28 protein-coding genes are annotated in these 23,324 nt (G+C 35.8%); 5 read left to right on the top strand and 23 right to left on the bottom strand.

Annotation, left to right across the window (positions count from 1 at the left end; translation table 11 throughout):
* Positions 1 to 12: 12 nt before the first annotated feature.
* A complete protein-coding gene (gene hemA / locus C0Q33_RS04230; RefSeq protein ID WP_101477337.1) occupies positions 13 to 1,269 on the bottom strand; it encodes a glutamyl-tRNA reductase in 1,257 nt (418 codons plus the stop codon).
* Entirely contained in the window at positions 1,266 to 1,919 is a 654-nt protein-coding gene (locus C0Q33_RS04225; protein ID WP_101477336.1) for a precorrin-2 dehydrogenase/sirohydrochlorin ferrochelatase family protein, read from the bottom strand. The genes hemA and C0Q33_RS04225 overlap by 4 nt, the downstream gene beginning before the upstream one ends.
* Before the next feature lie 88 nt (positions 1,920 to 2,007).
* On the opposite strand from C0Q33_RS04225, the gene ahbA reads away from it, so the two are divergent.
* Positions 2,008 to 3,021 (top strand): siroheme decarboxylase subunit alpha, encoded by a 1,014-nt coding sequence (gene ahbA / locus C0Q33_RS04220; protein WP_101477615.1) that lies wholly within the window; start codon positions 2,008 to 2,010, stop codon positions 3,019 to 3,021.
* 20 nt (positions 3,022 to 3,041) lie between these two features.
* Here ahbA and C0Q33_RS04215 read toward each other — a convergent pair whose 3' ends face one another.
* From C0Q33_RS04215 to C0Q33_RS04195, 5 genes are all read right to left on the bottom strand, one after another.
* Positions 3,042 to 3,281 (bottom strand): TrmB family transcriptional regulator, encoded by a 240-nt coding sequence (locus C0Q33_RS04215; RefSeq protein WP_165776426.1) that lies wholly within the window; start codon positions 3,279 to 3,281, stop codon positions 3,042 to 3,044.
* 154 nt (positions 3,282 to 3,435) lie between these two features.
* Positions 3,436 to 3,966, bottom strand: coding sequence for a hypothetical protein (locus C0Q33_RS04210; RefSeq protein WP_101477334.1), 531 nt, complete (start codon positions 3,964 to 3,966; stop codon positions 3,436 to 3,438).
* 60 nt (positions 3,967 to 4,026) lie between these two features.
* Complete coding sequence (locus C0Q33_RS04205) at positions 4,027 to 5,025, bottom strand: aldo/keto reductase (protein WP_101477333.1); 999 nt, start codon at positions 5,023 to 5,025, stop codon at positions 4,027 to 4,029.
* Positions 5,022 to 5,567 carry a DUF1802 family protein gene (locus tag C0Q33_RS04200; protein WP_101477614.1) on the bottom strand — a complete coding sequence of 182 codons (546 nt, stop codon included), beginning with the start codon at positions 5,565 to 5,567 and terminating at the stop codon, positions 5,022 to 5,024. Before C0Q33_RS04200 ends, C0Q33_RS04205 begins: the two co-directional genes overlap by 4 nt.
* Positions 5,567 to 6,238, bottom strand: coding sequence for a chlorite dismutase family protein (locus C0Q33_RS04195; protein WP_101477332.1), 672 nt, complete (start codon positions 6,236 to 6,238; stop codon positions 5,567 to 5,569). Before C0Q33_RS04195 ends, C0Q33_RS04200 begins: the two co-directional genes overlap by 1 nt.
* Before the next feature lie 341 nt (positions 6,239 to 6,579).
* On the opposite strand from C0Q33_RS04195, the gene C0Q33_RS04190 reads away from it, so the two are divergent.
* Together C0Q33_RS04190 and C0Q33_RS04185 are read left to right on the top strand one after the other, a co-directional pair.
* Complete coding sequence (locus tag C0Q33_RS04190) at positions 6,580 to 6,948, top strand: hypothetical protein (RefSeq protein ID WP_101477331.1); 369 nt, start codon at positions 6,580 to 6,582, stop codon at positions 6,946 to 6,948.
* Between the two features lie 85 nt (positions 6,949 to 7,033).
* Positions 7,034 to 7,333: a single stranded DNA-binding domain-containing protein gene (locus C0Q33_RS04185; protein WP_101477330.1), complete on the top strand. Its 300-nt coding sequence runs from the start codon at positions 7,034 to 7,036 to the stop codon at positions 7,331 to 7,333.
* On the opposite strand, the gene C0Q33_RS04180 is transcribed toward C0Q33_RS04185, so the two are convergent.
* Positions 7,330 to 7,947, bottom strand: coding sequence for a hypothetical protein (locus C0Q33_RS04180; protein WP_101477329.1), 618 nt, complete (start codon positions 7,945 to 7,947; stop codon positions 7,330 to 7,332). The two genes, C0Q33_RS04185 and C0Q33_RS04180, sit on opposite strands and share 4 nt — an antisense overlap.
* A gap of 164 nt (positions 7,948 to 8,111) precedes the next feature.
* Positions 8,112 to 8,849 (bottom strand): hypothetical protein, encoded by a 738-nt coding sequence (locus tag C0Q33_RS04175; RefSeq protein WP_101477328.1) that lies wholly within the window; start codon positions 8,847 to 8,849, stop codon positions 8,112 to 8,114.
* Between the two features lie 157 nt (positions 8,850 to 9,006).
* Between C0Q33_RS04175 and C0Q33_RS04170 the strand changes: the two genes are divergently transcribed.
* Positions 9,007 to 9,318, top strand: a complete 312-nt coding sequence (locus C0Q33_RS04170) for a hypothetical protein (RefSeq protein WP_101477327.1) — start codon at positions 9,007 to 9,009, stop codon at positions 9,316 to 9,318.
* Here C0Q33_RS04170 and C0Q33_RS04165 read toward each other — a convergent pair.
* Positions 9,307 to 9,966 carry a phosphatase PAP2 family protein gene (locus tag C0Q33_RS04165; RefSeq protein WP_101477326.1) on the bottom strand — a complete coding sequence of 220 codons (660 nt, stop codon included), beginning with the start codon at positions 9,964 to 9,966 and terminating at the stop codon, positions 9,307 to 9,309. The two genes, C0Q33_RS04170 and C0Q33_RS04165, sit on opposite strands and share 12 nt — an antisense overlap.
* Positions 9,967 to 10,110: 144 nt before the next feature.
* Here C0Q33_RS04165 and C0Q33_RS04160 point away from each other — a divergent pair, with 144 nt between their 5' ends.
* A complete protein-coding gene (locus tag C0Q33_RS04160; protein WP_101477325.1) occupies positions 10,111 to 11,319 on the top strand; it encodes a phosphoglycerate kinase in 1,209 nt (402 codons plus the stop codon).
* On the opposite strand, the gene C0Q33_RS04155 is transcribed toward C0Q33_RS04160, so the two are convergent.
* The 13 genes from C0Q33_RS04155 to C0Q33_RS09225 form a co-directional block, all read right to left on the bottom strand.
* Positions 11,312 to 11,644, bottom strand: coding sequence for a hypothetical protein (locus tag C0Q33_RS04155; RefSeq protein WP_165776443.1), 333 nt, complete (start codon positions 11,642 to 11,644; stop codon positions 11,312 to 11,314). The two genes, C0Q33_RS04160 and C0Q33_RS04155, sit on opposite strands and share 8 nt — an antisense overlap.
* 7 nt (positions 11,645 to 11,651) lie before the next feature.
* Positions 11,652 to 12,092: a Fe-S cluster assembly sulfur transfer protein SufU gene (gene sufU, locus C0Q33_RS04150; RefSeq protein ID WP_101477323.1), complete on the bottom strand. Its 441-nt coding sequence runs from the start codon at positions 12,090 to 12,092 to the stop codon at positions 11,652 to 11,654.
* The gene (locus C0Q33_RS04145; RefSeq protein ID WP_101477322.1) at positions 12,089 to 13,333 is read right to left on the bottom strand and encodes a SufS family cysteine desulfurase; all 1,245 of its coding nucleotides are present in this window, start codon (positions 13,331 to 13,333) and stop codon (positions 12,089 to 12,091) included. Before C0Q33_RS04145 ends, sufU begins: the two co-directional genes overlap by 4 nt.
* A 1-nt stretch (position 13,334) precedes the next feature.
* Positions 13,335 to 13,646: a Rieske (2Fe-2S) protein gene (locus C0Q33_RS04140; protein WP_101477613.1), complete on the bottom strand. Its 312-nt coding sequence runs from the start codon at positions 13,644 to 13,646 to the stop codon at positions 13,335 to 13,337.
* A 4-nt stretch (positions 13,647 to 13,650) separates the two neighbouring features.
* Positions 13,651 to 15,051: a Fe-S cluster assembly protein SufD gene (gene sufD / locus C0Q33_RS04135; RefSeq protein WP_101477321.1), complete on the bottom strand. Its 1,401-nt coding sequence runs from the start codon at positions 15,049 to 15,051 to the stop codon at positions 13,651 to 13,653.
* 28 nt (positions 15,052 to 15,079) lie between these two features.
* On the bottom strand, positions 15,080 to 16,480 hold the full coding sequence (gene sufB / locus C0Q33_RS04130) for a Fe-S cluster assembly protein SufB (protein ID WP_101477320.1): 1,401 nt from the start codon (positions 16,478 to 16,480) through the stop codon (positions 15,080 to 15,082).
* Between the two features lie 227 nt (positions 16,481 to 16,707).
* Entirely contained in the window at positions 16,708 to 17,877 is a 1,170-nt protein-coding gene (locus tag C0Q33_RS04125) for a glycosyltransferase (RefSeq protein ID WP_394336913.1), read from the bottom strand.
* Between the two features lie 56 nt (positions 17,878 to 17,933).
* Positions 17,934 to 18,728 (bottom strand): uroporphyrinogen-III synthase, encoded by a 795-nt coding sequence (locus tag C0Q33_RS04120; protein WP_101477612.1) that lies wholly within the window; start codon positions 18,726 to 18,728, stop codon positions 17,934 to 17,936.
* The gene (gene cobA / locus C0Q33_RS04115; RefSeq protein ID WP_101477318.1) at positions 18,728 to 19,468 is read right to left on the bottom strand and encodes a uroporphyrinogen-III C-methyltransferase; all 741 of its coding nucleotides are present in this window, start codon (positions 19,466 to 19,468) and stop codon (positions 18,728 to 18,730) included. The genes C0Q33_RS04120 and cobA overlap by 1 nt, the downstream gene beginning before the upstream one ends.
* Complete coding sequence (gene hemC, locus C0Q33_RS04110) at positions 19,465 to 20,400, bottom strand: hydroxymethylbilane synthase (protein WP_101477611.1); 936 nt, start codon at positions 20,398 to 20,400, stop codon at positions 19,465 to 19,467. Before hemC ends, cobA begins: the two co-directional genes overlap by 4 nt.
* Entirely contained in the window at positions 20,400 to 21,674 is a 1,275-nt protein-coding gene (gene hemL / locus C0Q33_RS04105; protein WP_101477317.1) for a glutamate-1-semialdehyde 2,1-aminomutase, read from the bottom strand. The genes hemC and hemL overlap by 1 nt, the downstream gene beginning before the upstream one ends.
* 61 nt (positions 21,675 to 21,735) lie before the next feature.
* Positions 21,736 to 22,572, bottom strand: a complete 837-nt coding sequence (locus tag C0Q33_RS04100) for an HYR domain-containing protein (protein WP_281258825.1) — start codon at positions 22,570 to 22,572, stop codon at positions 21,736 to 21,738.
* A gap of 407 nt (positions 22,573 to 22,979) precedes the next feature.
* A partial coding sequence (locus tag C0Q33_RS09225) for an HYR domain-containing protein (RefSeq protein ID WP_165776424.1) occupies positions 22,980 to 23,324 on the bottom strand: 345 nt, incomplete at its 5' end.

Genomic DNA, 23,324 nt, shown 5'->3' with positions numbered 1-23,324 from the left:
CAATATAATTTGTTACTCTCTGGTCTTATAATCAAAGAGTTTTGTGACAGTTTTTAGAATTTCAGAATCACCTTGTTCTGAGGCTTTTCTTAGATTATTCATAGGAATTGACATGATATTTTCAACTATTGCCTGAGTAAGTTGGTCAATAATTCGTATTTTTTGTGCATCTTTTTCGCCTAGCATTTGAAGAGCCTTCTTTAGTTCTTTGACTCGCGCTTGGTCTATCTCCTTGAATACATTAGTGACGATTGGTTCAACTTCAAGTCTCTTCATCGCTGCTTCTACTACAGGAAGCTCTTCATTAATAATTTGTTCTGCTGATGATACAACTCCCATTCTAGTCTGCATATTCTTATCTACCATCTGTGCAATCTGGTCCATGTTCATAACTTTGATTTTATCAATAGTTCCAACCTTATCATCCACAGTTCTAGGATTAGAAAGATCCATTATGAGCATACCATCCTTACCAGATTCCATTGCTTCCTTTACTCTATCATATGTAACAAGAAAATATGGCGCGACTGTGGCTACAAACAGTACATCGATTGATTTGAAATTAGAGGTAGCTTCATCAAATGGTATCGGTATTCCGCCTGCAGTTTCAGCAAAAGCTTTTGAACGTTCAAATGTTCTACTAGTAACAAGAAAATTAATTTCTCGTTTTTTGAGGGATTTTGCAACTAAACTTGCTGCTTCTCCAGTTCCAATTAACAAAATATGTTTTGATTTTAAATCATCAACATTTTCTTCTGCAAGATTTACTGCCATGGAACCAACAGAGATACTACCCTTTCCAATTCCAGTTGCCTGACGTACACGAGAACCAACTCTAATTGCCTTGTCAAACAAAGTATTGAGATTATCTCCAGAGGCCTTTAGTCCGCGAGCAGTGCTGATAGAGTCTTTTATTTGGCCAAGTATCTGTTCCTCCCCTATTACAAGAGAATCAAGTCCAGATGTGAGCTTGAGTAAATGAGCATATGCATCAATTCCTTTGCTTATCTCAAGATTATCTTTAAACGCATTTTCTTCTAGTCCTGCAACAGATGCCCATGTTTTTTTTATTTTTTCAAGATCAGTAGTAACAGTACAACCAAAGAGTTCAACTCTATTACAAGTTTGTAGTATGACGCATTCTTGTAATCCAGAATGTCTCAAAAATGATTCATAAGCAGAATCTACATCTCGAAAAGTGAATCTTTCAAGCATATGAATAGGCGATTTTCTAAAAGTAACTCTAGCGTTGATTACATCACTTGTCAGATTAGATCACCTAGCATTTCCATAACCCGCTTCTGTGCTTTTTTTAGATTTCCATCTTGTATTAATTGTTTAACATGATTGTCATTCATAACACCGTAGAGAAACTTCCTTCTTTCAGGAAAGGTAGAGATCTTTGCTTTGGCGGCTTTTCTGGCAAAATCTTGTAGTTTTATATGGTAAATATCTTCTTTTTTAATTAATTTTTTAAAGACTTGCTCGGCCTGTATTTTTAATTTCCTTGCCATGGCAGGACTTCGACCTCCTGTTGATATTGCGATTTGTACAGTATCAGCGATGTTAATTACAGATCCAAATGCAAAATCACTCACTTCGGGATCATCGGAAGCATATGCATAACAACGCATCGTCTTTGCTTGTACTACAATTTTACGATTAAGTTCTTTATTGTTTGTTGTAGCTAATACCATAAACGGTTTATATTTTTGTAGGAAATTTGCATTATCAAGTTTCATTTGTTTAAAAGATATTTTTTTTTGTTTGACATAGTTTTGGATTTGCCTATTAGTTGAATCACTGATAAGAAGAATTTTGCAATCTTGTGTTAAAAGAGTATTTACTTTTTTTAGGCCCTCATTTCCTCCACCTACTATAATTACCAAATCTCCCCTAAGATTCAGATCAACTATCAATCAATCACGCTGACTTTGGATGATATTTATAGATTCTATGGGAATCTAGGCAACATTTTTAATTGTAATGGTAGACTTTGCATTTATCATGGATAATCTGGACAAAGAGATTCTAAATGAGATCCAGTGGACTTTCCCTTTAACACCAAAACCATATATGGAAATGGCAAAGAAATTTGGATTATCAGATCAGGATATGATGCAGAGACTTCGTGTCCTCAAAGATGCAGGAATAATCAGACAGATTAGCGCAATATTTGATACAAGAAAGTTAGGATACAAGAGTGCATTGGTTGCAATGGCAATCGAGTCAGAAAAATTAGATTATGTTGCAAATCAAGTAAACAGACATCCAGGCGTATCTCACAATTATGAGAGAAATCACGAATACAATCTTTGGTTTACTCTAGCAGTTCCCCCAGGAGCTGATCTAAAAACAGAGATAGATAAATTCTCCAAGTTACCAGGAATTAAAAAAACAAGACTACTTCCTACTATAAAATTATTTAAGATTGGAGTAAAGCTTGAGATGGTAGAAGAAAAGAAATCAGATGTCAAACCATCTGAAGAAAAAAAGAAAATTACAGAAACAAAATTTATTGCAACTGAAGAAGAAAAAAACTACATACGTGAGTTACAAAAAGATTTAGAGATAATTGAAAGACCGTTTTTAAAATCTTCTCAAAAACTTGGAATAACTGAAGAGCAACTCCTCGAAAAGGTAAAAAAATATGAAGAAATAGGAGTCATGCGAAGATTTGCAGCCATTTTACGACATAGGGAAGTAGGCTTTACTGCAAACGGTATGATAGTATGGAAAGTTCCAGATGAAAGAATTGAGGAAGTTGGAGAAAAACTTGGTGCCTTTCCGCAGATAAGTCATTGCTATCAAAGACCAGTATATCCAGACTGGCCATACAGTGTATTTTCCATGGTACATTGTAAATCAATCGCAGATGCAGAAGAGATGGCAAAACAAATCCAGAAGCAGGTAGAGGTTAACGATTACAAGATTCTTTTTAGTTCAAGAGAATTCAAGAAAACAAGAGTAGAATACTTTGTTGAACACGAATTTAACATAGAAGATCCAATTACTGTATAATATATCTATAAGGTAAATTTCTAGGATATCTCAATTATAGGTTCAGGAAAAGAGTTCAATGAAACTTTAATCGAATTTATCTTACTTTGATACATAAAGAATTTTTTACCAGAGGAATTTGTATCCCCCGAAACACGTACAAGCCCAGAGTTGTGAAGTCTGCGAACCCACCTATACACTTGAGTTAGAGGGATTCCAGATTTTGTGCTAATCTCCCATGCAGATTTTGGTGCGTCAGTAGTAGTTCGAAGTATTTGCATGGCTTGGTCATTGGACATAATCTTTAAAATATTGTCCGCGTTTTCCCCTTCAAGAATTCTACCCTGTCGGAGTACCTGCACGCATACATCAACAGACTACAAAAATATAACATGCTCGGTTAGATTGCACTCAGTTGCAAGCATTTGCAATCACCTATTCAGCAAATTTGAACGACATCATACCAACATTATAGTCAAAATCAACCTTTTTCCCTAAAACTTCTCGGAAAATTAATTCAAGCACTGTTGTATGATATAATGACCAGTTCTCACCAAGATCGTGTTTAATGATAAATGTATGAATATTATTTTTCATGTTATGGTTTATCTCGATTGAAGATGCACGCATTCTTGCTTCAAACCAAGTGATGAATGAATCAAGGCCCATATCTCCTTGCATGAACAATGCAGTATCTCTGACTACATTTTTACCAATTCGATTAGCCATGTCTATTGCTTGATCTTTAGTCATCTTTCCAAAGAGTTCAACAATGATCGGTTTTGCAATTGGAACCATGCCCACCTTTGCTTCATACATATCCCACTCTACGTATCTTTTGAATATGTGATTGACAAATGTGTTGAGACTAGTTTCTCGATGTTTTGATTCTGAACGAAGTTTACTTAGGACATCTTCATCAATTCTAAATGTCATAGTGGACGTCTTCTTTGTATTTAGAACCATTACTTTGATTTGTTTTCTTTGAATATAATTTGTTTTATTTTTCTAGAATTTTAGTAGTATCTAAGCAGTTTGAGCTGATGCTTTTAACTCGTATGAAGGCCACTGGTTGAATAATCCAATCACCTCATTCTTGTCATCATCACTCAGGTATTTTCCATCAGACATGGCAGAGAACATCTCAATCTCTTCTTCGCTTACTACAGTAGGAAGTACTGATGAGATAGATTTTTGAGAGAGAATGAATTTAATTGCAAGTTCAGTAATGTTTAATCCATTTCTTTTTGCAATTGGTGTCAACTGATCTACTTTCTTTAGTGCCTCTTTTACCCAGTCTCCAGTTCGTACTGAACGATGATCCTTTTCGCTAATTTTTGTATCTGCATTTACTTTTCCTGTCAATATCCCAGAGGCATCAGGTACTCGAACTAGAATTCCTACATTGTGTTTTTCTGCTTCTGCAATCAGTAAGTTTCCAGGGTTTTGTTCAAGTATATTATAGACAGTTTGTACCGCAGTAGCATTAGTTACCTTCATCGATTCCAAACCTTCTTGTGTCCATCCTATAGCAGGACCCAATGCAATCTGATAACTTTTGATTACACCTTCCTTGATCTTTTTGTCCAAAAAATCAAAGATTTGCTTGTCTTTGATAGTGTAGATTTTTGGATTGTGTAAACCATATACATCAACATAATCTGTTTGTAATCTTTCAAGACTTTTCTTAAGAGCAAAATCTGTAAATTCGGTTGTAAATTTTTGTGGAAGTTCCTTGTGACCTATCTGTTCAGTAGAGTAAATATCATAACCGTATTTTGTTGATAATACTATTTCATTTCTCATTCCAGAAAATACTTCGCCTATTAGCTTCTCGCTTTTTCCTCTTCCGTAGATATCACCAGTTTCAAAATAATTAATGCCTAGATCAAATGCTCGTTTCAGCATTTTTTTAGCCTCATCGTCTTCTATTTTTTTACCCCACCAATCAAGACCTAGAGTCCAAGCTCCAAATCCTATTTCGGATACGTCAATTCCACTTTTACCCAGTTTTCTATATTTCAATTTACAATCCTCCTAAACTCAGATATTTTTTGTTGAAGATCTGATTCATTTAAAACAGCTTTTCCAGCCTCGGTATTGACATTTAATTCTATCCAAGATTTGCATCCATGATATTCTGGAAGAATGGGAATCTCAGTTGAAGGAATCTTGTATACCTTCAAAAAAATTGCAATCATGGGTTTCTGAGGCATCCAGTTCATTCTCGCCACCATATACGAATCACTCCAGATATGAAATTGAGATAAAGCCTCGATTAGGTTCATCGAAGAAACTTCATGCTCTGCAAGTACTTCGGCATATGAGGTTATTCTGTTAAATCCCTCCCTGGGTTTTTGTTCTCGTACATCTGCAAGATATCTATAAAATTGTGATTTTAGAGAAGCATTGTCTTGGTGTTCATATGTTGGAAAGAGTGCAAATTTTTTGTCTTCAATTTTGAAACCAGATGCAGTCTCAAGTATTCCACCTTTTCGTAGAAGAACTGTTTGATCTCCGTTTTCAAGTGCTGTTACAACAGTTGCCCATTCTTTTAGTGCTTTCATCATCCAAGACTCCTAATCAGCGGAACAATGTCTTTTTTGACACAAACAAGCATTGGTGTATCCACTGCAACGTATCCACTGACGCGAGTCTCTCGTAGGTCCATAATTAGATCTTGGAATTTGTCTAGTGTGTCAGTTTCAAAAGCAAGCATGAAATCCTCATCATGAATTCCAAATGAGTAAGTAGTGTTTAATTGCACTTCAGGATATTTGTGTCCAACTTGAATATGTTCTACCATCATCTCTTTTCGTTTTTCAGCTGGTAAAAGATACCATTCTCGTATTTTGATAAAAGGATACACAATGACATATTTTTTCTGGGCTTCGCCTCCAAGCCAGCCACGCAGTGGAGGATTATTTGCATAAATTGACGGTCTTGTGTTTGACAAATAAACATGTGTTGGAATAATATATTTTCCAAAGACGGTGAGGTACAATTTGGATGTAATATCCTGAATTTTTTCAACTGATTCTGATGCAAACCATAGCATAAATTCTGCATCATCTCTTAGCCCCAATGTAGAATATGTCCTGTACATTATCTGAGAATTTTTAAGAACAATATCTACTTCTTTTGCGGATTCCTCTTTTGCAAGATCGGCCATCCAACGCCATTTTGGATCTACTTTGAAGAAGGAGAAATTGAAAAAGGTTCTGGGTGGTTCACTCATAATGAGTTAGTCTAGTATTACCTTATTTAAAATCTAATCAAATTAACCAGGTTTGATAAAACAAAATCTTAGATAATCCATATCATGTAATGATATCTTAAATTAGCTGACTTGCGGCTTACAGAACATGAAGCGAAATGCCAAGATTATAATAGGAATTGGTTCTATTTTTGGCGCATTTACAATCGTGATGATTATTTTGGTTCTACAGTCAAACTCATAAAACTATAACTGACACAGATAAAATTCAAAGGGAAAATTATACCTAATTAATGATAACAATATTAAAAAATTCGATCTAGATCGGATCCATTAAATGATCCAACTATTGCTCTACAAACATGGTCACAATCAGACATCAGCCAATAAATGAAATTATAATACATGAACTTGTCAAAGTCAATAGTATCGAAGATTTTCTCAATATCAAGACCAACAATATTCCCCTAGGTAATTCTGCACCTCCCGCACGTTGGGCCGATGGAATATTATACGAACCACAAGGTTTTCCTCCCACACCTGAAATTATCAAGGATCAGATTGAGGGAAAGATCCATTTTGCAGCAATAGAGTACACAGAGATGCCACAATACAAACCATATCTAAAAAATAGCACCAATAATGTTCTCTTACCAATAATTGACATGTCGCACAACGCTGCAACCAAACAAATTGCACTCTGGTTGAAAGGTCAGATCATTTCCAAGTAGATTTAAAAATTCATTACAACTTGATTAGAGAAAATAGAACTATTCATCAAAACACTTATTATTTGAAGATAGAAAATTTCCTTAAATGCCAAATATAGACCAACTGAGTAGACCACAAAATAAGCTTGAACCAGTTGAAGGAGTAATCGAGAGCATTAGCGAACCAAGAACCGTCAGCCTCAAAACAGGCGGACAAGCTCAGGTTGCAGATGCAATGTTAAAAGATGAAACAGGACAGATTAAGCTTAGTCTATGGGATGCACAGATAAAGATGGTAAAACAAGGTTCCAAGGTCAGAATTGAAAACGGATACATTTCTACATTCAGAGGAGAAAACGCTCTCAATGTTGGAAAATATGGAAAACTAGTAGTACTAGAATTCTAGATATATCTGCTAGACTGATTCTTCCCCTTTCTCCAGTCCATTACGCTAAGTATTATCCCAGCTATTACTACAATAATTCCAACAATCAATAGAAACCCGGCCTCGGCCAAGGGAATTATATTTTTGACAAATGTTGAGTTGGGATCAGTTAATGCTTTTGATTTTTCAGGGTTCTCTGTGAATAACATTACTACAGTTATTGGTTCCTTACCTTTGTTTTCAACATTAAAGTTGTACGTATCAGCTTTTGATACATCAAATGATTTTATGAAAATTGGATCACCTTCAACAAATGAGCCGAATTTATCCCCAAAGATATTCGATATTGATATTCCAATATTATCATTTGGAGTATAATCCACTATGTGAACTCCCCACATCAGAGGTACTCCAGCTGTATTGACAGTATGTGAGAATATATACACATTACCTGCATCAATTGTTACTTTATCAGATACATTATCAAATAGGCTTTCTGGAGAAGGAAAGAAATCACCATTAGTACCTTGTTGCTCTTGTGGTATAATAGAATATGCCACAGATGCAGCCAAGATAATCATTATTGTACCAGTAATCAGAATTATCGGACCGCGTTTTTTCATTTTAATTGACATATCCTAATCTTTTGTCATGTTGTGAAATTGGTAGAGACATATCGCTACAGAAAAATTAATTCAATATTAATTAAGCGTACAATTACTACTTTCGTCTAGATTTAATTTTTCTTTTAGGTACTTTTTTTGTACGAGGTTTTGTTTTACTTTTTGCTACTTTTCTTTTAGTAGGTTTTCTGTTTGTTGGTCCTTTTCTCTTTCTTTTCTGAGCTGCAATTGCTGCCATTCTCTTTCTTTTCTGAGCTGCAATTGCTGATTCTCTTTCTTTTCTGAGCTGCAATTATCGCTAGCTTCTTTTGAACTATTGATAATGCTGCGCTTACCTGGGTTTCAATCTTTTGCAGAGACTCAAATCTTGGTCTCAGGATAGCCTCTTCTTTTGTACCAACCTTTAGTTGTTCAACTAGTGCAGGTTTAGCATGAATTTGTTTCTTTAACTGCTCTTCAATCTTTGCTTTCTCCTTCTCAGTAGATTCTATTTCCTTTTCTAGTCTTATCTGGTTAGATTCCCTTTCTTTTAATTCTGCATGTAATTCTGCTATTTTTTCATCAACATACTTTAGTCTTTGAACTGCATTGATCTTTTCTTCTGGAGCACCATATTCACTTTGTTGTTTTGCCTCATCCTTTGCATTTTCCTCATGTTTTAGTCTCTCCTCAGCTGCAATCTTGAGCCTCTCAATACTTGCTTTTTGGGATAGATGCTGATTAAGAACTTGAACCGCATGGTCCTTTGTCCTGGTTAGATCTTCTTTTTTCTTATCAAGTGCAACAAGTCCAGATGATGATCTTCTTTTTTTAGAAATAGATTCTTTTAGTTTATTTTCAACCTGTTTTCGTAATTTTGATACTTCTGCTTTTTTTATGCCATATGACTTTGAAAGTGCCTCAAGTGATCCCATGCGGTAATGAGCTTTTGTAATCGATTAAGTTTGTGTTATGATCAGTATTTGACATACGAGTTAAAATTTTTAACATATTTTTGATCCATTTCCTAAAATATTAAGGCATAACAAGTATCACCAAGTAGATTTTATTTACCAAATACGTATTGAAGGCATGGAATTTCATCCATCACAGTTACCAATTGTCCATTCTTTCATGATCGAAGATGAACGAAAATCTGGAGACGTGGCGTCACAAATGGTAAGAATGGGTTTTTCAATGCAAAAAGGAGCATTCAAAGTAATCATGACAAAAGAAGAAAAAGTCGCAAAGAAGATCGGATTTACAATCATGAACGAATTAAATTTTGGATTAAGAAAAGCAAAACAAGAACGGGATATCAGATATTGGATATATAGTCATGACAAAGATCATTATGCAATGGTTTTGATAAGCTCCAAAGTCATGCAAGAATTAGGTTTTTGAGTTATCAAAGATAAGTTCGATCTTTAATTTCTTGGATACAATATTGGCAATCAATATTCCAAAGATTACACCGGATAGTACAGTTGACGGATATTCTTGCAATAGGTATAATCTGCTAATTGAGACAACTGCTGGGTAGATCCACAATAGATACCAACCACGAGGAAATCGCCTAGACAGTGCATATCCAATAATGAATGCAAATATTGTAGTTCTCACAGTGGCCCCTGCGGGGAACGTCCCATCAATCTGACATGGTACGCCAACATCTGCTCCCGATTTAATTGGTAGTTGCGCCCCCAAGTACTCAAGCGTTGGTTTTTCGTATCCAGTATAACATCTCATGTAAGCTACAGCCATGCTACCTACCAATAATGAAAGTAGTAGTACTAGACCAAGTCGCCTTGTTCTTTTGATTATAAACAAAATGATGCTAACAAATATGGGATAAAGTACCCATCCCAGTTCTGTAAATACTCCCATAGTAAGATCTATTGTTCTATTGCCTACAAGTTTTGAAATATAACTTTCAAAGCCAGTGTCATACACTAATACTATTTTTGCAACAGCAAGATAAAGTAGAATTAAAAAAGCTACTAATAGTAAGAAAAATGTTCTACTTCTTATATCGAAGATCCAATTCTGCAAAGAAATCTCCTCCCAAGTATTAACATCAGTACTAAGATCGGATATCCTTCCATATTAAAATCAAAGTACTCATCTTTGAAGAGGTTCCCTTTTGATCGTTTTCTGACTAAAAGATTTTAACCACATCTCTAGATAGGATCGACATTGAGGATCCTAACAATAGACGATTTTGATACCAAAGGTAAAACTGTTTTTCTTAGAGTGGACATGAATTGTCCCATTGATCCTGTTACCCTGAATATAATTGAAACAAGTCGAATTAGAGAATCAACAGAGTCTCTCAAAGATCTGGAAGGTGCCAAAGTAGTCATTGGATCACATCAGGGAAGAGTCGGAAACAAAGATTACACCGGAATGGAAAAACATGCAAAGGTACTAGAACAAATTCTAGGACGTAAAATAAAATACATTGAAGATGTAATTGGTGCCGAAGCACAGAGGGAGATTAAAAATATGAAAGATGGCGATATTATACTGCTTGATAATTTAAGATTGTGTGCGGAAGAAAATTATGAGTTTGCAGCTTCTGAAGCATCTAAAACAATAATGGTTCAAAGATTATCAAAGTTATTTGATATCTGTGTCTTAGATTCATTTCCAAGTTCGCACAGATCACATCCATCAATAATTGGCTTTGCACATGTCCTTCCATCTTGCGCCGGTAGATTGGTAGAACGAGAAGTAAGAAAGCTAGATGAGATAATGACTGTTGCCAAGGGACCCCACGTGGTGGTGCTTGGAGGATCCAAAGTGGTAGATAGATTAGAGGCAATAAAAGAATTAATTCAAAATGGCAGAGCTGATCAGGTTCTTCTCACAGGCGTAATTGCCAATGTATTCCTAAGAGCTCAGGGAAGAATCAAGTTCCCGCTAGGAATTAAAAGAGAAGAAGAGGTTGTTTCAAAAGCACATGCATTAATTGGTGAATATCCAGAGGTGTTTTCATTTCCTGTAGATATTGCAGTAGAGAGAAATGGAAAAAGAGTAGAGATGGATGTTCGTGAACTTGTAAAAGGCGAACAAATATTTGATTTGGGACCAAAATCAGTCGATTATTATTTAAAATCAATCCAAGGTGCAGGAACTGTCTTTATGAGTGGCCCTGCAGGATTTTTTGAAAATGAGAATTTCAAGTTTGGAACAGAGTCTTTGCTCAAAGGAGTAGCAAATTCATTTGCAACTACAATTGTAAGCGGCGGTCACTTAACTGCGGCGTTGAAGAGATATGGCCTTGCCGAAAAAATAAATCATATCAGTACTGCAGGAGGAGCTTTGGTATTGTACTTGACAGGCGTAAAGCTTCCAATGATACAGGCCTTAGAAGAAGCAGCTGCGAGATATCGTTCTAAATAGTTGCCTTACACTCAGAGTTAGGACAAACTCGAGGCTCCATTTTTCCCAAGTAAATTTCTAGGTTACATGAATTACATTTTATTTTCTCTACCACATCGAAGAGCTTGTAATGATTAGTAGTAAAGTTCTGAGCAATCTGCCTGATTAAACCACCATCACGTAATTGATTAAAGTATTGTTCTACATCATCAATTGTGAGAGAAGGATCTAGGCCATCTGTTTTAAGCAATTCAAAGATTTCATCGTTTGTAAATCTCAGATTAACGTCATTAAATTTTTCAAAAATAATTTTTCTTATCTGGAGCGGTAGCGCCACACTCGGGATAGCCAATTTAGTAAAGACCTGAGGCTTGTTCTTTTATCTGATCTGCTGATGTAGTATCTTTTAGCTTGTCAACAATATAGGAATAGAGTCCAGACTTGAGAACCTTTAATGATAATAAAGCACATTTTATTCTAGCAGGTCCAAGATCATGAAGTCCTAAATTATCAAGAATATCGTCTTTTGTAAGTTTTTTCACATATTCAAAATCTTTGCCCATAATAAGCTCTGTAAGCATTGATGCACTTGCCTGGCTTATGGCACATCCTTTTCCTGTGAATTTCACGTCTGCAACTTTATCATCTTTTATGTTAATGTGCATTTCTAGTTCATCACCACAAAGAGGATTACTATCTCGTTGAGAAATATCCGGATCTTGTATCTTACCATAATTTCTCGGATTTCTGTAATAATCAAGTATTATCTCTCTGTAAATATCAGCACTACTCATATCCTAAACAATTCCTTTGCTCTGTTAAGGGATTTAACAAAAACATCTATCTCTTCTTTTGTATTATAGATATAAAAGCTTGCGCGAGATGTTGCAGATACATCTAATCTTTCCATCAAGACCTGTGCACAATGATGACCGGAACGTATGGCAATTCCGTCTTCGTCAATTATAGTAGCAAGATCATGTGGGTGTATATCTCCCAAGTTAAAAGAAATAACACCACCTCGTTTTGTTATGTCCTTTGGACCGTATAGAATTATTCCTTTCATTTGAGAAAGTTTATCCAATGCATATTTTGTCAACTCCATTTCATGTTCACGTACCTTGTCCATACCTATTCTATCAAGATAGTCTATCGCTGCAGCAAATCCTATTACATCTGCAATGTTAGGAGTTCCTGCTTCAAACTTGTATGGAAGATCATTCCATGTTGTCTCATACTTGTGAACCTCACGTATCATATCTCCTCCACCGTTGAATGGAACCATCTCTTGAAGTAATTCTTTTCGCGCCCAAAGGATCCCTACTCCAGTAGGACCAAGCATTTTGTGTGCAGAAAAAGCAAAAAAGTCGCAGTCAAGTTTTTGGAGATCAACTTTAAGATGTGGAACAGATTGTGCTCCATCAATTAATACTCGCACACCATATTTTTTGCACCTATTGACAATCTCCTCAGAGTTTGTTATTGTTCCCAGAACATTAGACATTTGACTAAATGTTACAATTTTTACCTTGCCAGTCTGGAGATATTTATCCAGATGATCAAGAATCAGATCCCCGTCGTCATCTACTCCAATGTATTCCAGTTTTGCGCCTTTTTCTTTTGCCAAAAGTTGCCACGGAACTATGTTACTATGATGCTCATATTCCGTAGTTACGATAATGTCATCTTTGTTAACATTCTGTCTTCCCCATGCATAAGCAACAAGATTGATTGCCTCAGTAGTTCCCCTAACAAAGATAATTTCTTCACGATTTTTTGCATTGATGAATTTTGCTACCTTGTCTCTTGTTGCTTCATATGCCAGTGTTGCCTCTTCAGCAAGTTCATGAACTGCCCTGTGTATATTGGAATTGTAAGTTAGGTAATAATTGCTGATGGCATCAATTACTTGAATAGGTTTTTGAGTAGTAGCAGCATTATCAAGATAAACAAGTGGTTTATCCTTGTGCACCTTTCTTTTTAGAATTGGAAAATCATTTCTAATATTTTCAATATTTATAAAACTTGTTTGCAAATTAATTAACCTCGATGTAGATCTCGTTTTGTTCTATTTTAACATTGTAGATTTTTAATGGTATTTCGGCAGGAAGGTTCGCTGGTACACCCGTCTTTAGATTAAAAGTTGAGAGATGTAATGGACATGTTACGCCCTCTTCAGTTAGTATTCCAGTTGAAAGGTCGGCATCTGCATGAGTACATATTCTGTCAGAGGCATATAGCTTTCCGTCTAGATTTGCAAGTAAGATCTTCTTGTCTTCATAATCAAAGTCAATCATCTCACCTTTCTTTAGCTGATTTAATTTGCAAACATTTATCCAATTAGACAAGATCTCACCTGTATTTGTAATGACTTTCAAATGTATCAGTTTCACGATATCTTGTTTCTTCAACTTCAAGCATAGCTTTGAGTTGTTCGTCTGTCTTGATAGTCAAATTGCGTCCTGCCCACTTGGAATCTATTAGGTAACTTATCCATGCACGAACCTGATATGACATTTTTCTCGAAAGAGGTTCAAGAAATCCTTCCACTATAATTTTCTGAGCATCGGATTTGCTCAAGCATCTTGTGGCAAGATAAAAGATCTGTTCCTCATCCATCTGAGCTACTGAGGCAGAGTGTGTCGCCTTGACATCATTTGTAAATATTTCAAGCCCTGGTATAGAATCTGACTTTGCTCCCTTGTCCAATAAGATAGAGTGTCCTGAAAGATAGGATTCTGCATGATGTGCATCTTTCTCAATTCGTATCATTCCCTTAAAGAGGGATTTTGCGGTATCTTTAAGAACAGATTTTTCTAAAACTCTACCAATTGTAGAGGGGGCATTATGAATTAAATTTGAAGCGAGATCGTATGATTGATTCTTGTTTCCAAAAACCACTTCAGTATCTCGTGCAGTTGCTCCAGGACCATTAAGAAAATTATCTATCTTGTATCTTGAAAGATGTGAACCAAACAATCCAAGATACCAGTTCATTCTCCCATCACGCTCTATTCTTGCCACTCTTGAAGAGAAATTAATAGCTGTTTCATCCATTGCTTGGAGTGTAACCAAGTCAAATTGACTATTAGGACTTACTGATATGTCCAACAATTCAAGATACGCTTGTTGTTTTGTGGCCTGTGGAGCATAGATCTCTTGAACAATTGACGCCTTGCTATTTTCCTCTGCCACTATAACATTACGAGATATTGTTGAAGTTTGATCTAGTGAGAGTGAGGACACGACATGAATTGTTTTTTCCAAAATGAGATTTTTTGGAATGTAGATAAAAATTCCAGAATTGAAAAAAGCATTGTTTAGTGCAATATATTTATCTCTCTTTGAATCCGTTTGTTCAAATGATTTTTTTATCTTGTCACCATGATTTTTTATTGCATCCTGGATTGAACATATCACAAGACCCTTGTCCTTTAACTCAGACGGAATAGTAATTTTATGAATATTTGTTCCAATCTGAACTATGCTTGGATTTTCACCAATTTCTAATAATCTGTCTTTTACAAAATCTGGAATAGTACTATCAGAACTTAAAGAAAATGTGATCTGTTCTGGATCCATCTTGTTTGCATCGCTGTACTTGTTGTAAAGAGGAGAGACTTCTTGTGGAAGTTGTTGAAACATTGTAAAAGCACTCTTTCTGTATTCTCTTAACCATGCAGGATCATTATTTACTTCAGAAATTTCTTCTATATGATTAGAGCCAAGTTTAGAGAGAACAAAAGATGACATTTCACATCACAAAGTGACACAATCGGCACTAGCCGACTGAGCCATCCATTTCCATTTTAATTAGTCTGTTAAGCTCTACTGCATATTCCATTGGAAGCTCTTTGGTAAACGGTTCAATGAATCCATTTACAATAAGTGTAAGTGCTTCTTCCTCAGTGAATCCTCTTGTCATAAGATAGAAAATTTGCTCATCGCCAATCTTACCAACAGTTGCCTCATGAGTTACTGTTGCATCCTCCTGATTGATTTCCATATATGGATAAGTATCAGTCTTTGATATGTCATCTAATAGCAAGGCATCACATCTAACGGAGGCCTTGACGTTGGTTGCACCCTTTGCTACATGTAAGAGACCTCGATAGGTAGTTCTTCCATTATTTTTGCTTACGGATTTGGATGTTGTTCTAGATGTTGTATTTGGAGCAAGATGTACCATTTTTGCACCTGTGTCTTGATGTTGATTTTTACCAGCAAATGCAATAGAAAGCGTTTCTCCGTGTGCACGTTGACCTAGAAGATAGATTCCAGGATATTTCATTGTCAATTTACTTCCAATATTTCCATCAATCCATTCTACACGTGCACCTTCGTATGCATATGCTCTCTTTGTAACTAGATTGTAAACATCGTTACTCCAATTCTGAATTGTAGTGTATCTTAATTTTGCGCCCTTCATAGCAATCAATTCTACAACTGCAGAGTGTAAAGATTCTGAAGAATATACAGGAGCGGTACAACCTTCGATGTAATGTACTTCTGCACCTTCATCTGCAATTATAAGAGTTCTTTCAAATTGACCGATATTTTCTTTATTGATTCTAAAGTATGCTTGTAATGGCAGATCTACTTTAACTCCTTTTGGAATATAGATGAAAGATCCTCCACTCCACACTGCACTGTTGAGTGCTGCAAACTTGTTATCTTCAGGTGGTATTACTTTACCAAAATATTTTTTGAAGACTTCAGGATGCTCTTTTAATGCAGTATCAGTATCTAGGAATAGTACACCTTGTTTTGCAAGATCTTCTCTGAGATGATGATAAACAACTTCGGATTCGTATTGAGCACCTACACCTGCTAGGAATTTCTTTTCAGCTTCAGGAATTCCTAATTTATCAAATGTTGCCTTTACTTCAGCTGGAACATTGTCCCAATCCTTTTCTGTTTTTTCAGAAGCTTTTGCATAATAGTAAATATTATTAAAATCAATTTGGCCAAGAGAGCCTCCCCAGTTTGGCATGGGTTTTTTCATAAAGATGTCATATGAACGAAGTCTAAAGTCAAGCATCCATTGTGGTTCGCCTTTCATTCTGCTTATTTCTTCAACGACTTCCTTGGACAGACCCTTTTTACTGGTGTATACATACATCTCAGTAGAGTCTTTGAAATCATATTTACTATAATCCATGTTAAGATTCTCAGAAGTCATATATTTCATAACCCCGTTATATTATAAAAAAGTTACACCACGCTTCACACTCGTATAGCGGAGTAGGCCAAGCTAAACAATATCAAGAAAATAAAAATAGATTAGGACCAGCTAAGAGAATTCATTCTAATAATTTAGAACAAGAAGTTGTTTATACAATAGGATTAAAGAAAAATTAAAAATTATTTTTCGATCATTTTAGACCATTTTATGTAACGGTTGCGTATCTAACTCCAAACTTTTTCTTGGAAGGTCCATTTTTTATTTAGTAAGAAGTTTCCTACTGATGCAATAGCAACTGCTAAGAATAATGCAATAGAGTAATTCAAGTGTCTCAATTCAACTAGACCATAAACCAATAACAATTGAAAGACTGCTCCAATACCACTAAAGCCAAGGAACAATCCATATTGCGCAAGTGTTCTTTTTGTATCAAAGTTTCTATCTTCAAATGTCCAGATCTTGTTGAGAATAAAATTAGAGCTCATTGAGAAAACAATTCCTATCATGGTAGCATAGATATACCAAAGATTGGAAAGTACAGCTCCAAACATAAAAGAGACAAAATAGTTTACCAACAATCCAGAAGCACCGACGGTGTAAAATCTTCCAGCTTTGGATAAGAAATGAACAGATGTACGTCTTTCATTTGTTTTTACAGATTTTCCATATCGATATAGTCTCCATACAGATTGTAAATAATCAACACATATTGAAAAATCCATCTTGCTTGAACCCGTGGTACGGTCGATGAAATTATAAGGAATTTCCTTGACTTTTGCACCTCGTGCTTTTACAAGAATCTCAAGTAGTATTTTATATCCAATTGCATCAAATTTGATATTATTTACAATATGGCGTTTGAATGCAAAAAATCCAGACATGGGATCTTTGATCTTTATTCCAAGTCCATGTTGAGCAATCTTGGTAGCTCCTTTACTGATTAATTTTCTTTTAAATGGCCAACCTGAGACAGAGCCACCTTTCACATATCTTGATGCTACCACTATATCGCAATCAGAATTTTGTAATTCTTCTACCATTTGTGGGATAGTTTGTGGAGGGTGAGATAGATCACTATCCATAACAACTACTGCGTCGCCTTTAGCATGTTCTATACCAGTTACAATAGCAGAGCTTAATCCTCTCTTGTCCTCACGACGAATTATCTGGATAGAATAACTAGGATTTTTGGAGTTTTTTACATACTCTTCAACAGTGTTACTTGTACCGTCAGGAGAATTATCATCAACCACTATTATTTCAGCATTCATTTCTCGTGTTAGTGCTGAACGCAAAGAATCAAGTATTTTTACAATATTTTTAGATTCATTATAGGTAGGAATAACGATGGAAAGAGAACGTTTCCTACTGATTAATACCTCTTTCTGGATTATACTCAAGTTACTTTCTGTCATTTTATGACTATTTGACCGTTATTAAAATTGTCCACCTAACAAAAGCAATTCTTGATTGATTCTACTGCACCATATACTGTATGTACATCTGCAGTGATGGGTTTTACCTCAAATTTCTTAAGCTCATCAGCAGTGAATGGTCCTATTGCAATAATAGTAGTTTTTCCCAAGTGTTGCTTTAGAGTTTTTTCGTCATAATCAGATAACATTATATCAAAAAATGCTCTAACTGATGATGCACTAGTAAAAATAATTCCATCAACTTTATTTTGCGAAAAAAGTTCTTTGAATTCCACCCAATAAGATAATGCACTGGAAGATTTGACATCGTATAGATAGACTTCTTTTACCTTAAGTCCGATCTTTTCTAGCAGTTGTGCAAGAAATGGTGTTGATGCACCACTTCTTGGGATAATTGCTTTTTTTCCTTCAGCATTTAGAGTGGTAAAGACTTCTCCTACTCCAACTGATGAAAACCTATCTGGAACGTGTGATACTCTAATCCCCTCCAATTCTAGAGCAGATTTTGTTTTTGGTCCCACTGCAATCACCGTAGTATTTGCAACAGCAAGCTGAAGTTTCTCATATTTTGAAATTTTCTTTGCAGTATCAAACAAAAGTTTGACTGCCTTTGAGCTCATAAATACAGAATAATCCGGATCATCGATCTTGATAGCATCAAGAAATTCATCTACCATATCATTGCCTTTACTTACCAACTCTATTGTTGGTAGTGATATTGCTTTTGCTTTTGCGTCAGATATTAATTGTGTGAATTCCTCTGAATCATCTTTTGATCTGGTAATAGCAATAACTTTTCCTTGTATCATCATCTCCACCCTATTTTATCAGAGAGATTTACTACCTTGCCTACTATAATAATAGTCGGAGGTTTAATTTTTGCATCACTTACTTTTTTCGATATATTTGAAAGAGTGCCTTTTATCAATCGGTGTTCATCAGTAGTTCCGTTTTGAATTACAGCCACCGGGGTACTTTTGTCAAGTCCTCCACTAATCAATTTCTTTGATATTATCTCAAGTCGTGATAGACCCATCATGATCACTATAGTGTCAACCGCTTTTGCAAGTTTCTTCCAGTCAACTATTCCTTCTTTTTTCTTGGCATCCTCATGACCTGTAACAAACACTACAGAAGATGCATAGTCTCTGTGTGTAAGAGGTATTCCAGAGTATTCGGCAGATCCAATACCAGATGTGATACCAGGAATTATCTCATATTTGACTTTGTGTTGTTTTAGGAATTCTGCCTCTTCGCCTCCTCGTCCAAAGATGAAGGGATCTCCTCCTTTCAATCTCACGACATTTTTATTTTTTTTAGCAAATTTTACCATCAAATCATTTGTTGTATCTTGATGTTTGTAATCGTCGCCAACATCTCTTCCAACATACATTTTTTCGGCCTTTTTTGGAATCATTGCAACTATTTTCTTACTTACTAGCCTATCATACAGAACTACATCTGAGGATTTAATCGCTTCAACAGCTTTTAGTGTGATAAGTTTTGGATCTCCAGGGCCTGCTCCAACAATGAAAACTTTTCCTGTCATTTACTATTCCATTCCTCTACTTTTTCTCTCCAATTTTTTGCAATATCAGAAATTCCCTTTTCTTTAAGTTCTGTTGCAACTTGTCTTCCAAGTTCATTTGCTTGATTTATTTCTGAATCTTTTTCTACCATTATAGATCTGCTCCCATCTACAGAATAGACTATCACTTTTAATCTTAGTCGATCATTATCTTTATGAGCAAATGCTCCAACTGGAAATCTACATCCAGAATCTACAAACTTAGAGAGGGATCTTTCTGCTTCGATTGCGTTTCTAGTCTCAGGATCTTCAATCTGTTGTAACAATTCAATTAATTGTACATTATCTTTTCTTGACACAATGCCAAGTGCACCTTGTCCTGGAGAAGGAGGGAATTCATCCAAGGAGAGTCTCTGAAATTTAACATCTAGCCCTAATCTTGAGATTCCAGCTTGGGCCAATACCACCCCATCAAATTCCCCATCATGCACTTTTCTTATTCTTGTTTCAATATTTCCACGAATTGGTTTTACTATAACATCTGGCCTAAGTCTAATAATCTGAACTGCCCTTCTCAAGCTACTAGTCCCAATAACTGCCCCCTTTTTTATTGTGTCCAACGTACTCCCATCGTTTGCGATAAAGACATCATTTGCCTCTTCTCTTTTTGGAACACTTGCCAATACCAAATCTTCTGGTAGTTCAGCAGGAACATCTTTTAGACTGTGTACTGCAAAGTCAACTTTCTTTTCTGCAACCGCTCTATCGATTTCCTTTTCAAATATTCCTTTTTGATTTATAGTAAAAAGAGGGCGTGCGTCAGTATCACCTTGTGTTTTGATTGTAACTATCTCAAATTCTGTTTGAGGTGACTTATTTTTTATCTTAGATACCACCCAGTTTGTCTGAGTAAGTGAAAGCAAGCTACCCCTAGTACCAATTAGATATTTCATCATTTCACCGCTTTTAGCGCTTTTTCATAAGCAGAAATAGTTTTGTGTATATCATCTTTAGAGTGTTCATACGATAGAAAGACGGTCTCAAATTGAGATGGCGCAATGAAAATTCCATTTTTAAGCAACACTTCAAACAATTTTTTGAATTTTATCATATCTGCTTTTTTTGCAGAAGAATAATCTACAACAGGATCATCGGTAAAAAATATCTGAAACATGGATGAAATAGAATTAATTTGATGTGGAATTTTCATATCTGTTGCTAAATCATGGATTGCTGAAACTAGCTTTGTACAATTCTTTTCAAGTTTAGGATATAATTTGGACTGGAGTTTATTCATGGTTTTTACAGAAGAAACTCCTGCAGAAACAGATATGGGATTTCCTGCATATGTACTAGCTTGATAGACATTACCTTCTGGAGATAGCATATCCATAATCTCATTTTTTCCCCCTACTGCCGCAATTGGAAAACCATTTCCTAGTGCTTTTCCAAGTGTAGTAATATCAGGTTTTATTGTAAAGTATTTTTGGGCACCACCTATAGACATTCTAAATCCTGTAACTACTTCATCAAAAATTAATACAATATCATTTTCTGATGTGATCTTTCGTACCTCATTTAGAAAATTCTTTTCTGGTAGTACAAGACCCATGTTTGCAAGAACTGGCTCTATAATTACTGCAGCCACATCCTTTTCTTTTTCCAGTAATGATTGTAGTTCTTGAGAATTGTTATACTTTACTACAAGTGTATTTTTAGAGACTTCTTCCAAGCTTCCTTCCGAGACTGATATCCCAATATGTGCAGCACCTGAACCAGCTTTTACCAAAACATAATCATGTGCGCCATGATAACAACCCTCAAATTTTATTATTTTTTTCTTTTTTGTAAATCCCCTTGCCAATCTAATTGCAGTCATGGTTGCTTCACTACCAGTATTAACCAAACGTACTTTTTCCATAGATGGAAAATTCTGAGATATCAATTCGGAAAGTTCTACCTCAATTTCAGTAGGCGCACAATACAGAGTACCTTTTTGTAGTTGTTTTTTAACGTCAGAAATGATTTCTTTTCTCCCATGCCCTAAGAGTAATGCGCCATATGCATTACAGTAATCAATGTAATTTTTTCCATCTACATCCCACATCATACTACCTTTGGCTTTTTTGACAAAGAATGGATATGGATCATAATATCGTACCGGGCTGTTAATACCTGACGGGATGATTTTTTTGGCACGTGCAAATAGGTTCTTGGAACTTGCCATTTACCTAGAAAGAGATCGAATGTAATTATAATCTATATGAAAAATAACGTTTATCGAAAAATTAGTGGAGCTGAGACTGGCAATTTACAACGGTATCCTTTGAAGGATTGCCGAGATAACATGTATTCTGTCCACTTCCACCTTGAATTATGTTACTTCCCGTACCGACAAAGACCTGCATGTTTCCAGTTCCTCCTTTTATGATATTATCACCATTGCCTGCATAAATTGTGTTGGTGTCATTTCCAGCGTAAATGATATTGTTACCATCACCAGCAATTACACAGTCTCCAGCAGGACCCTCATGAATCACGTCATTGCCCTCTAATCCAATTATCAAGTTAGGCACCATTGAACCTGTTAGTGTTTCACCGCCATTGGTTCCCATTACCAAGTTATAGTCTGATGATGGTTTTCCACATGCAAGTACTGTAACAGTTTGATCTAGTGCATTTTCATTGCCAAACTTGTCAGTTGCAATCCACTGGATTACTGTTTTACCGATATGAAATAGTCCAGTAGAATTATTAGTTATCTTTGGAGATGTGTCAATAATTCCGGTACCGTTGGCATCTCCTATTACAAGTGGTGTTTCAAACGCTGTTGCGTCAGTTACTATATCCTTAGGAATTGATAATTGAGGTGGCAATTTGTCAACGACTTGAATTATCTGCGTTGTATTTGCAGTATTTCCTGCTTCATCTTTTGCAGTCCACACTACAGTAGTATTCCCGAATTGGAAGAACATAGGAGCATTGTTTGTAATTGTAACTACTTTTACATTATCACTAGCTGTAACATTTCCAATATTCACACTAGTTCCAGTCGAACTTGTGGCGTTTACTATAATATCATGTGGTGCAGTGATCTTTGGTGAAGTGGTATCAACTACATCAATTACTTGAGTAGCATTAGATGTGTTGCCAGATACATCCTTGGCAGTCCATAGTATTGTACTCTTTCCTNNCTGTCCACAAGATAGTGGTCTTTCCTAATGGGAATACCAAGGGAGCATTGCTTGTAATCGTAACTGGCTCTATATCAGATACGGCTGGTTTTACTAGCGATATGGCATTATTGTTAAGCGAAGTGGCCTCAAATGTTATGTTAGATGGAACTGTAAGTTTTGGAGGAGTGGTATGAACTACATTTACAGTCTGAGTGGTATTTGCCTTGTTACCTGATTCGTCAGTTGCCATCCACAGTATTGTACTCTTTCCTAGTGGGAATGTCTTTGATGCGTTGTTGGCAATTGTAACTGGTTGGATGTCAGTTGCAGTTGCATTGCCTATTGGTATTGTGTTATCATTTAATGAATATGTTAGATGGAACTGTAAGTTTTGGAGGAGTTGTATTTTCCACATCAACTATCTGGGTTGCATTTGCCTTGTTGCCTGATTCGTCAGTTGCCATCCATAGTACAGTGGTCTTACCTAGTGAGAATGTCTCTGATGCGTTGTTGGTAAGTGAGATCAACTTGACATTATCAGTGGCAGTTGCATTACCTATTGGTACAACATTATTAGAAATGAATTTTGCCACCATATTAACTTCAGAAGGCGCGGTTATCTTTGGCGGAGTAGTATCAACTACATCAATTACTTGAGTGGCATTAGATGTGTTACCAGATACATCCTTGGCAGTCCATAG

The organism is Candidatus Nitrosotalea bavarica, from assembly GCF_900167955.1.
Classification (GTDB): Archaea; Thermoproteota; Nitrososphaeria; order Nitrososphaerales; family Nitrosopumilaceae; genus Nitrosotalea; species Nitrosotalea bavarica.
Note: the sequence above shows the minus strand (reverse complement) of the source record. Positions and strands in the feature narration are given on the sequence as shown.

Bases quoted from the DNA above. Each gene is read 5' to 3' on its own strand.
- C0Q33_RS04210 (WP_101477334.1), bottom strand. From the start codon at position 3,966: ATGGTTCTAAATACAAAGAAGACGTCCACTATGACATTTAGAATTGAT.
- sufD (WP_101477321.1), bottom strand. From the start codon at position 15,051: ATGTCATCTTTTGTTCTCTCTAAACTTGGCTCTAATCATATAGAAGAA.
- C0Q33_RS04200 (WP_101477614.1), bottom strand. From the start codon at position 5,567: ATGAAAGCACTAAAAGAATGGGCAACTGTTGTAACAGCACTTGAAAAC.
- C0Q33_RS04175 (WP_101477328.1), bottom strand. From the start codon at position 8,849: ATGGGATCACTTGAGGCACTTTCAAAGTCATATGGCATAAAAAAAGCA.
- sufB (WP_101477320.1), bottom strand. From the start codon at position 16,480: ATGACTTCTGAGAATCTTAACATGGATTATAGTAAATATGATTTCAAA.
- C0Q33_RS04195 (WP_101477332.1), bottom strand. From the start codon at position 6,238: ATGAGTGAACCACCCAGAACCTTTTTCAATTTCTCCTTCTTCAAAGTA.
- C0Q33_RS04185 (WP_101477330.1), top strand. From the start codon at position 7,034: ATGCCAAATATAGACCAACTGAGTAGACCACAAAATAAGCTTGAACCA.
- C0Q33_RS04180 (WP_101477329.1), bottom strand. From the start codon at position 7,947: ATGTCAATTAAAATGAAAAAACGCGGTCCGATAATTCTGATTACTGGT.
- cobA (WP_101477318.1), bottom strand. From the start codon at position 19,468: ATGACAGGAAAAGTTTTCATTGTTGGAGCAGGCCCTGGAGATCCAAAA.
- C0Q33_RS04170 (WP_101477327.1), top strand. From the start codon at position 9,007: ATGGAATTTCATCCATCACAGTTACCAATTGTCCATTCTTTCATGATC.
- C0Q33_RS04120 (WP_101477612.1), bottom strand. From the start codon at position 18,728: ATGATACAAGGAAAAGTTATTGCTATTACCAGATCAAAAGATGATTCA.
- C0Q33_RS04190 (WP_101477331.1), top strand. From the start codon at position 6,580: ATGGTCACAATCAGACATCAGCCAATAAATGAAATTATAATACATGAA.
- hemL (WP_101477317.1), bottom strand. From the start codon at position 21,674: ATGGCAAGTTCCAAGAACCTATTTGCACGTGCCAAAAAAATCATCCCG.
- hemC (WP_101477611.1), bottom strand. From the start codon at position 20,400: ATGAAATATCTAATTGGTACTAGGGGTAGCTTGCTTTCACTTACTCAG.
- sufU (WP_101477323.1), bottom strand. From the start codon at position 12,092: ATGAGTAGTGCTGATATTTACAGAGAGATAATACTTGATTATTACAGA.
- C0Q33_RS04215 (WP_165776426.1), bottom strand. From the start codon at position 3,281: ATGCAAATACTTCGAACTACTACTGACGCACCAAAATCTGCATGGGAG.
- ahbA (WP_101477615.1), top strand. From the start codon at position 2,008: ATGGATAATCTGGACAAAGAGATTCTAAATGAGATCCAGTGGACTTTC.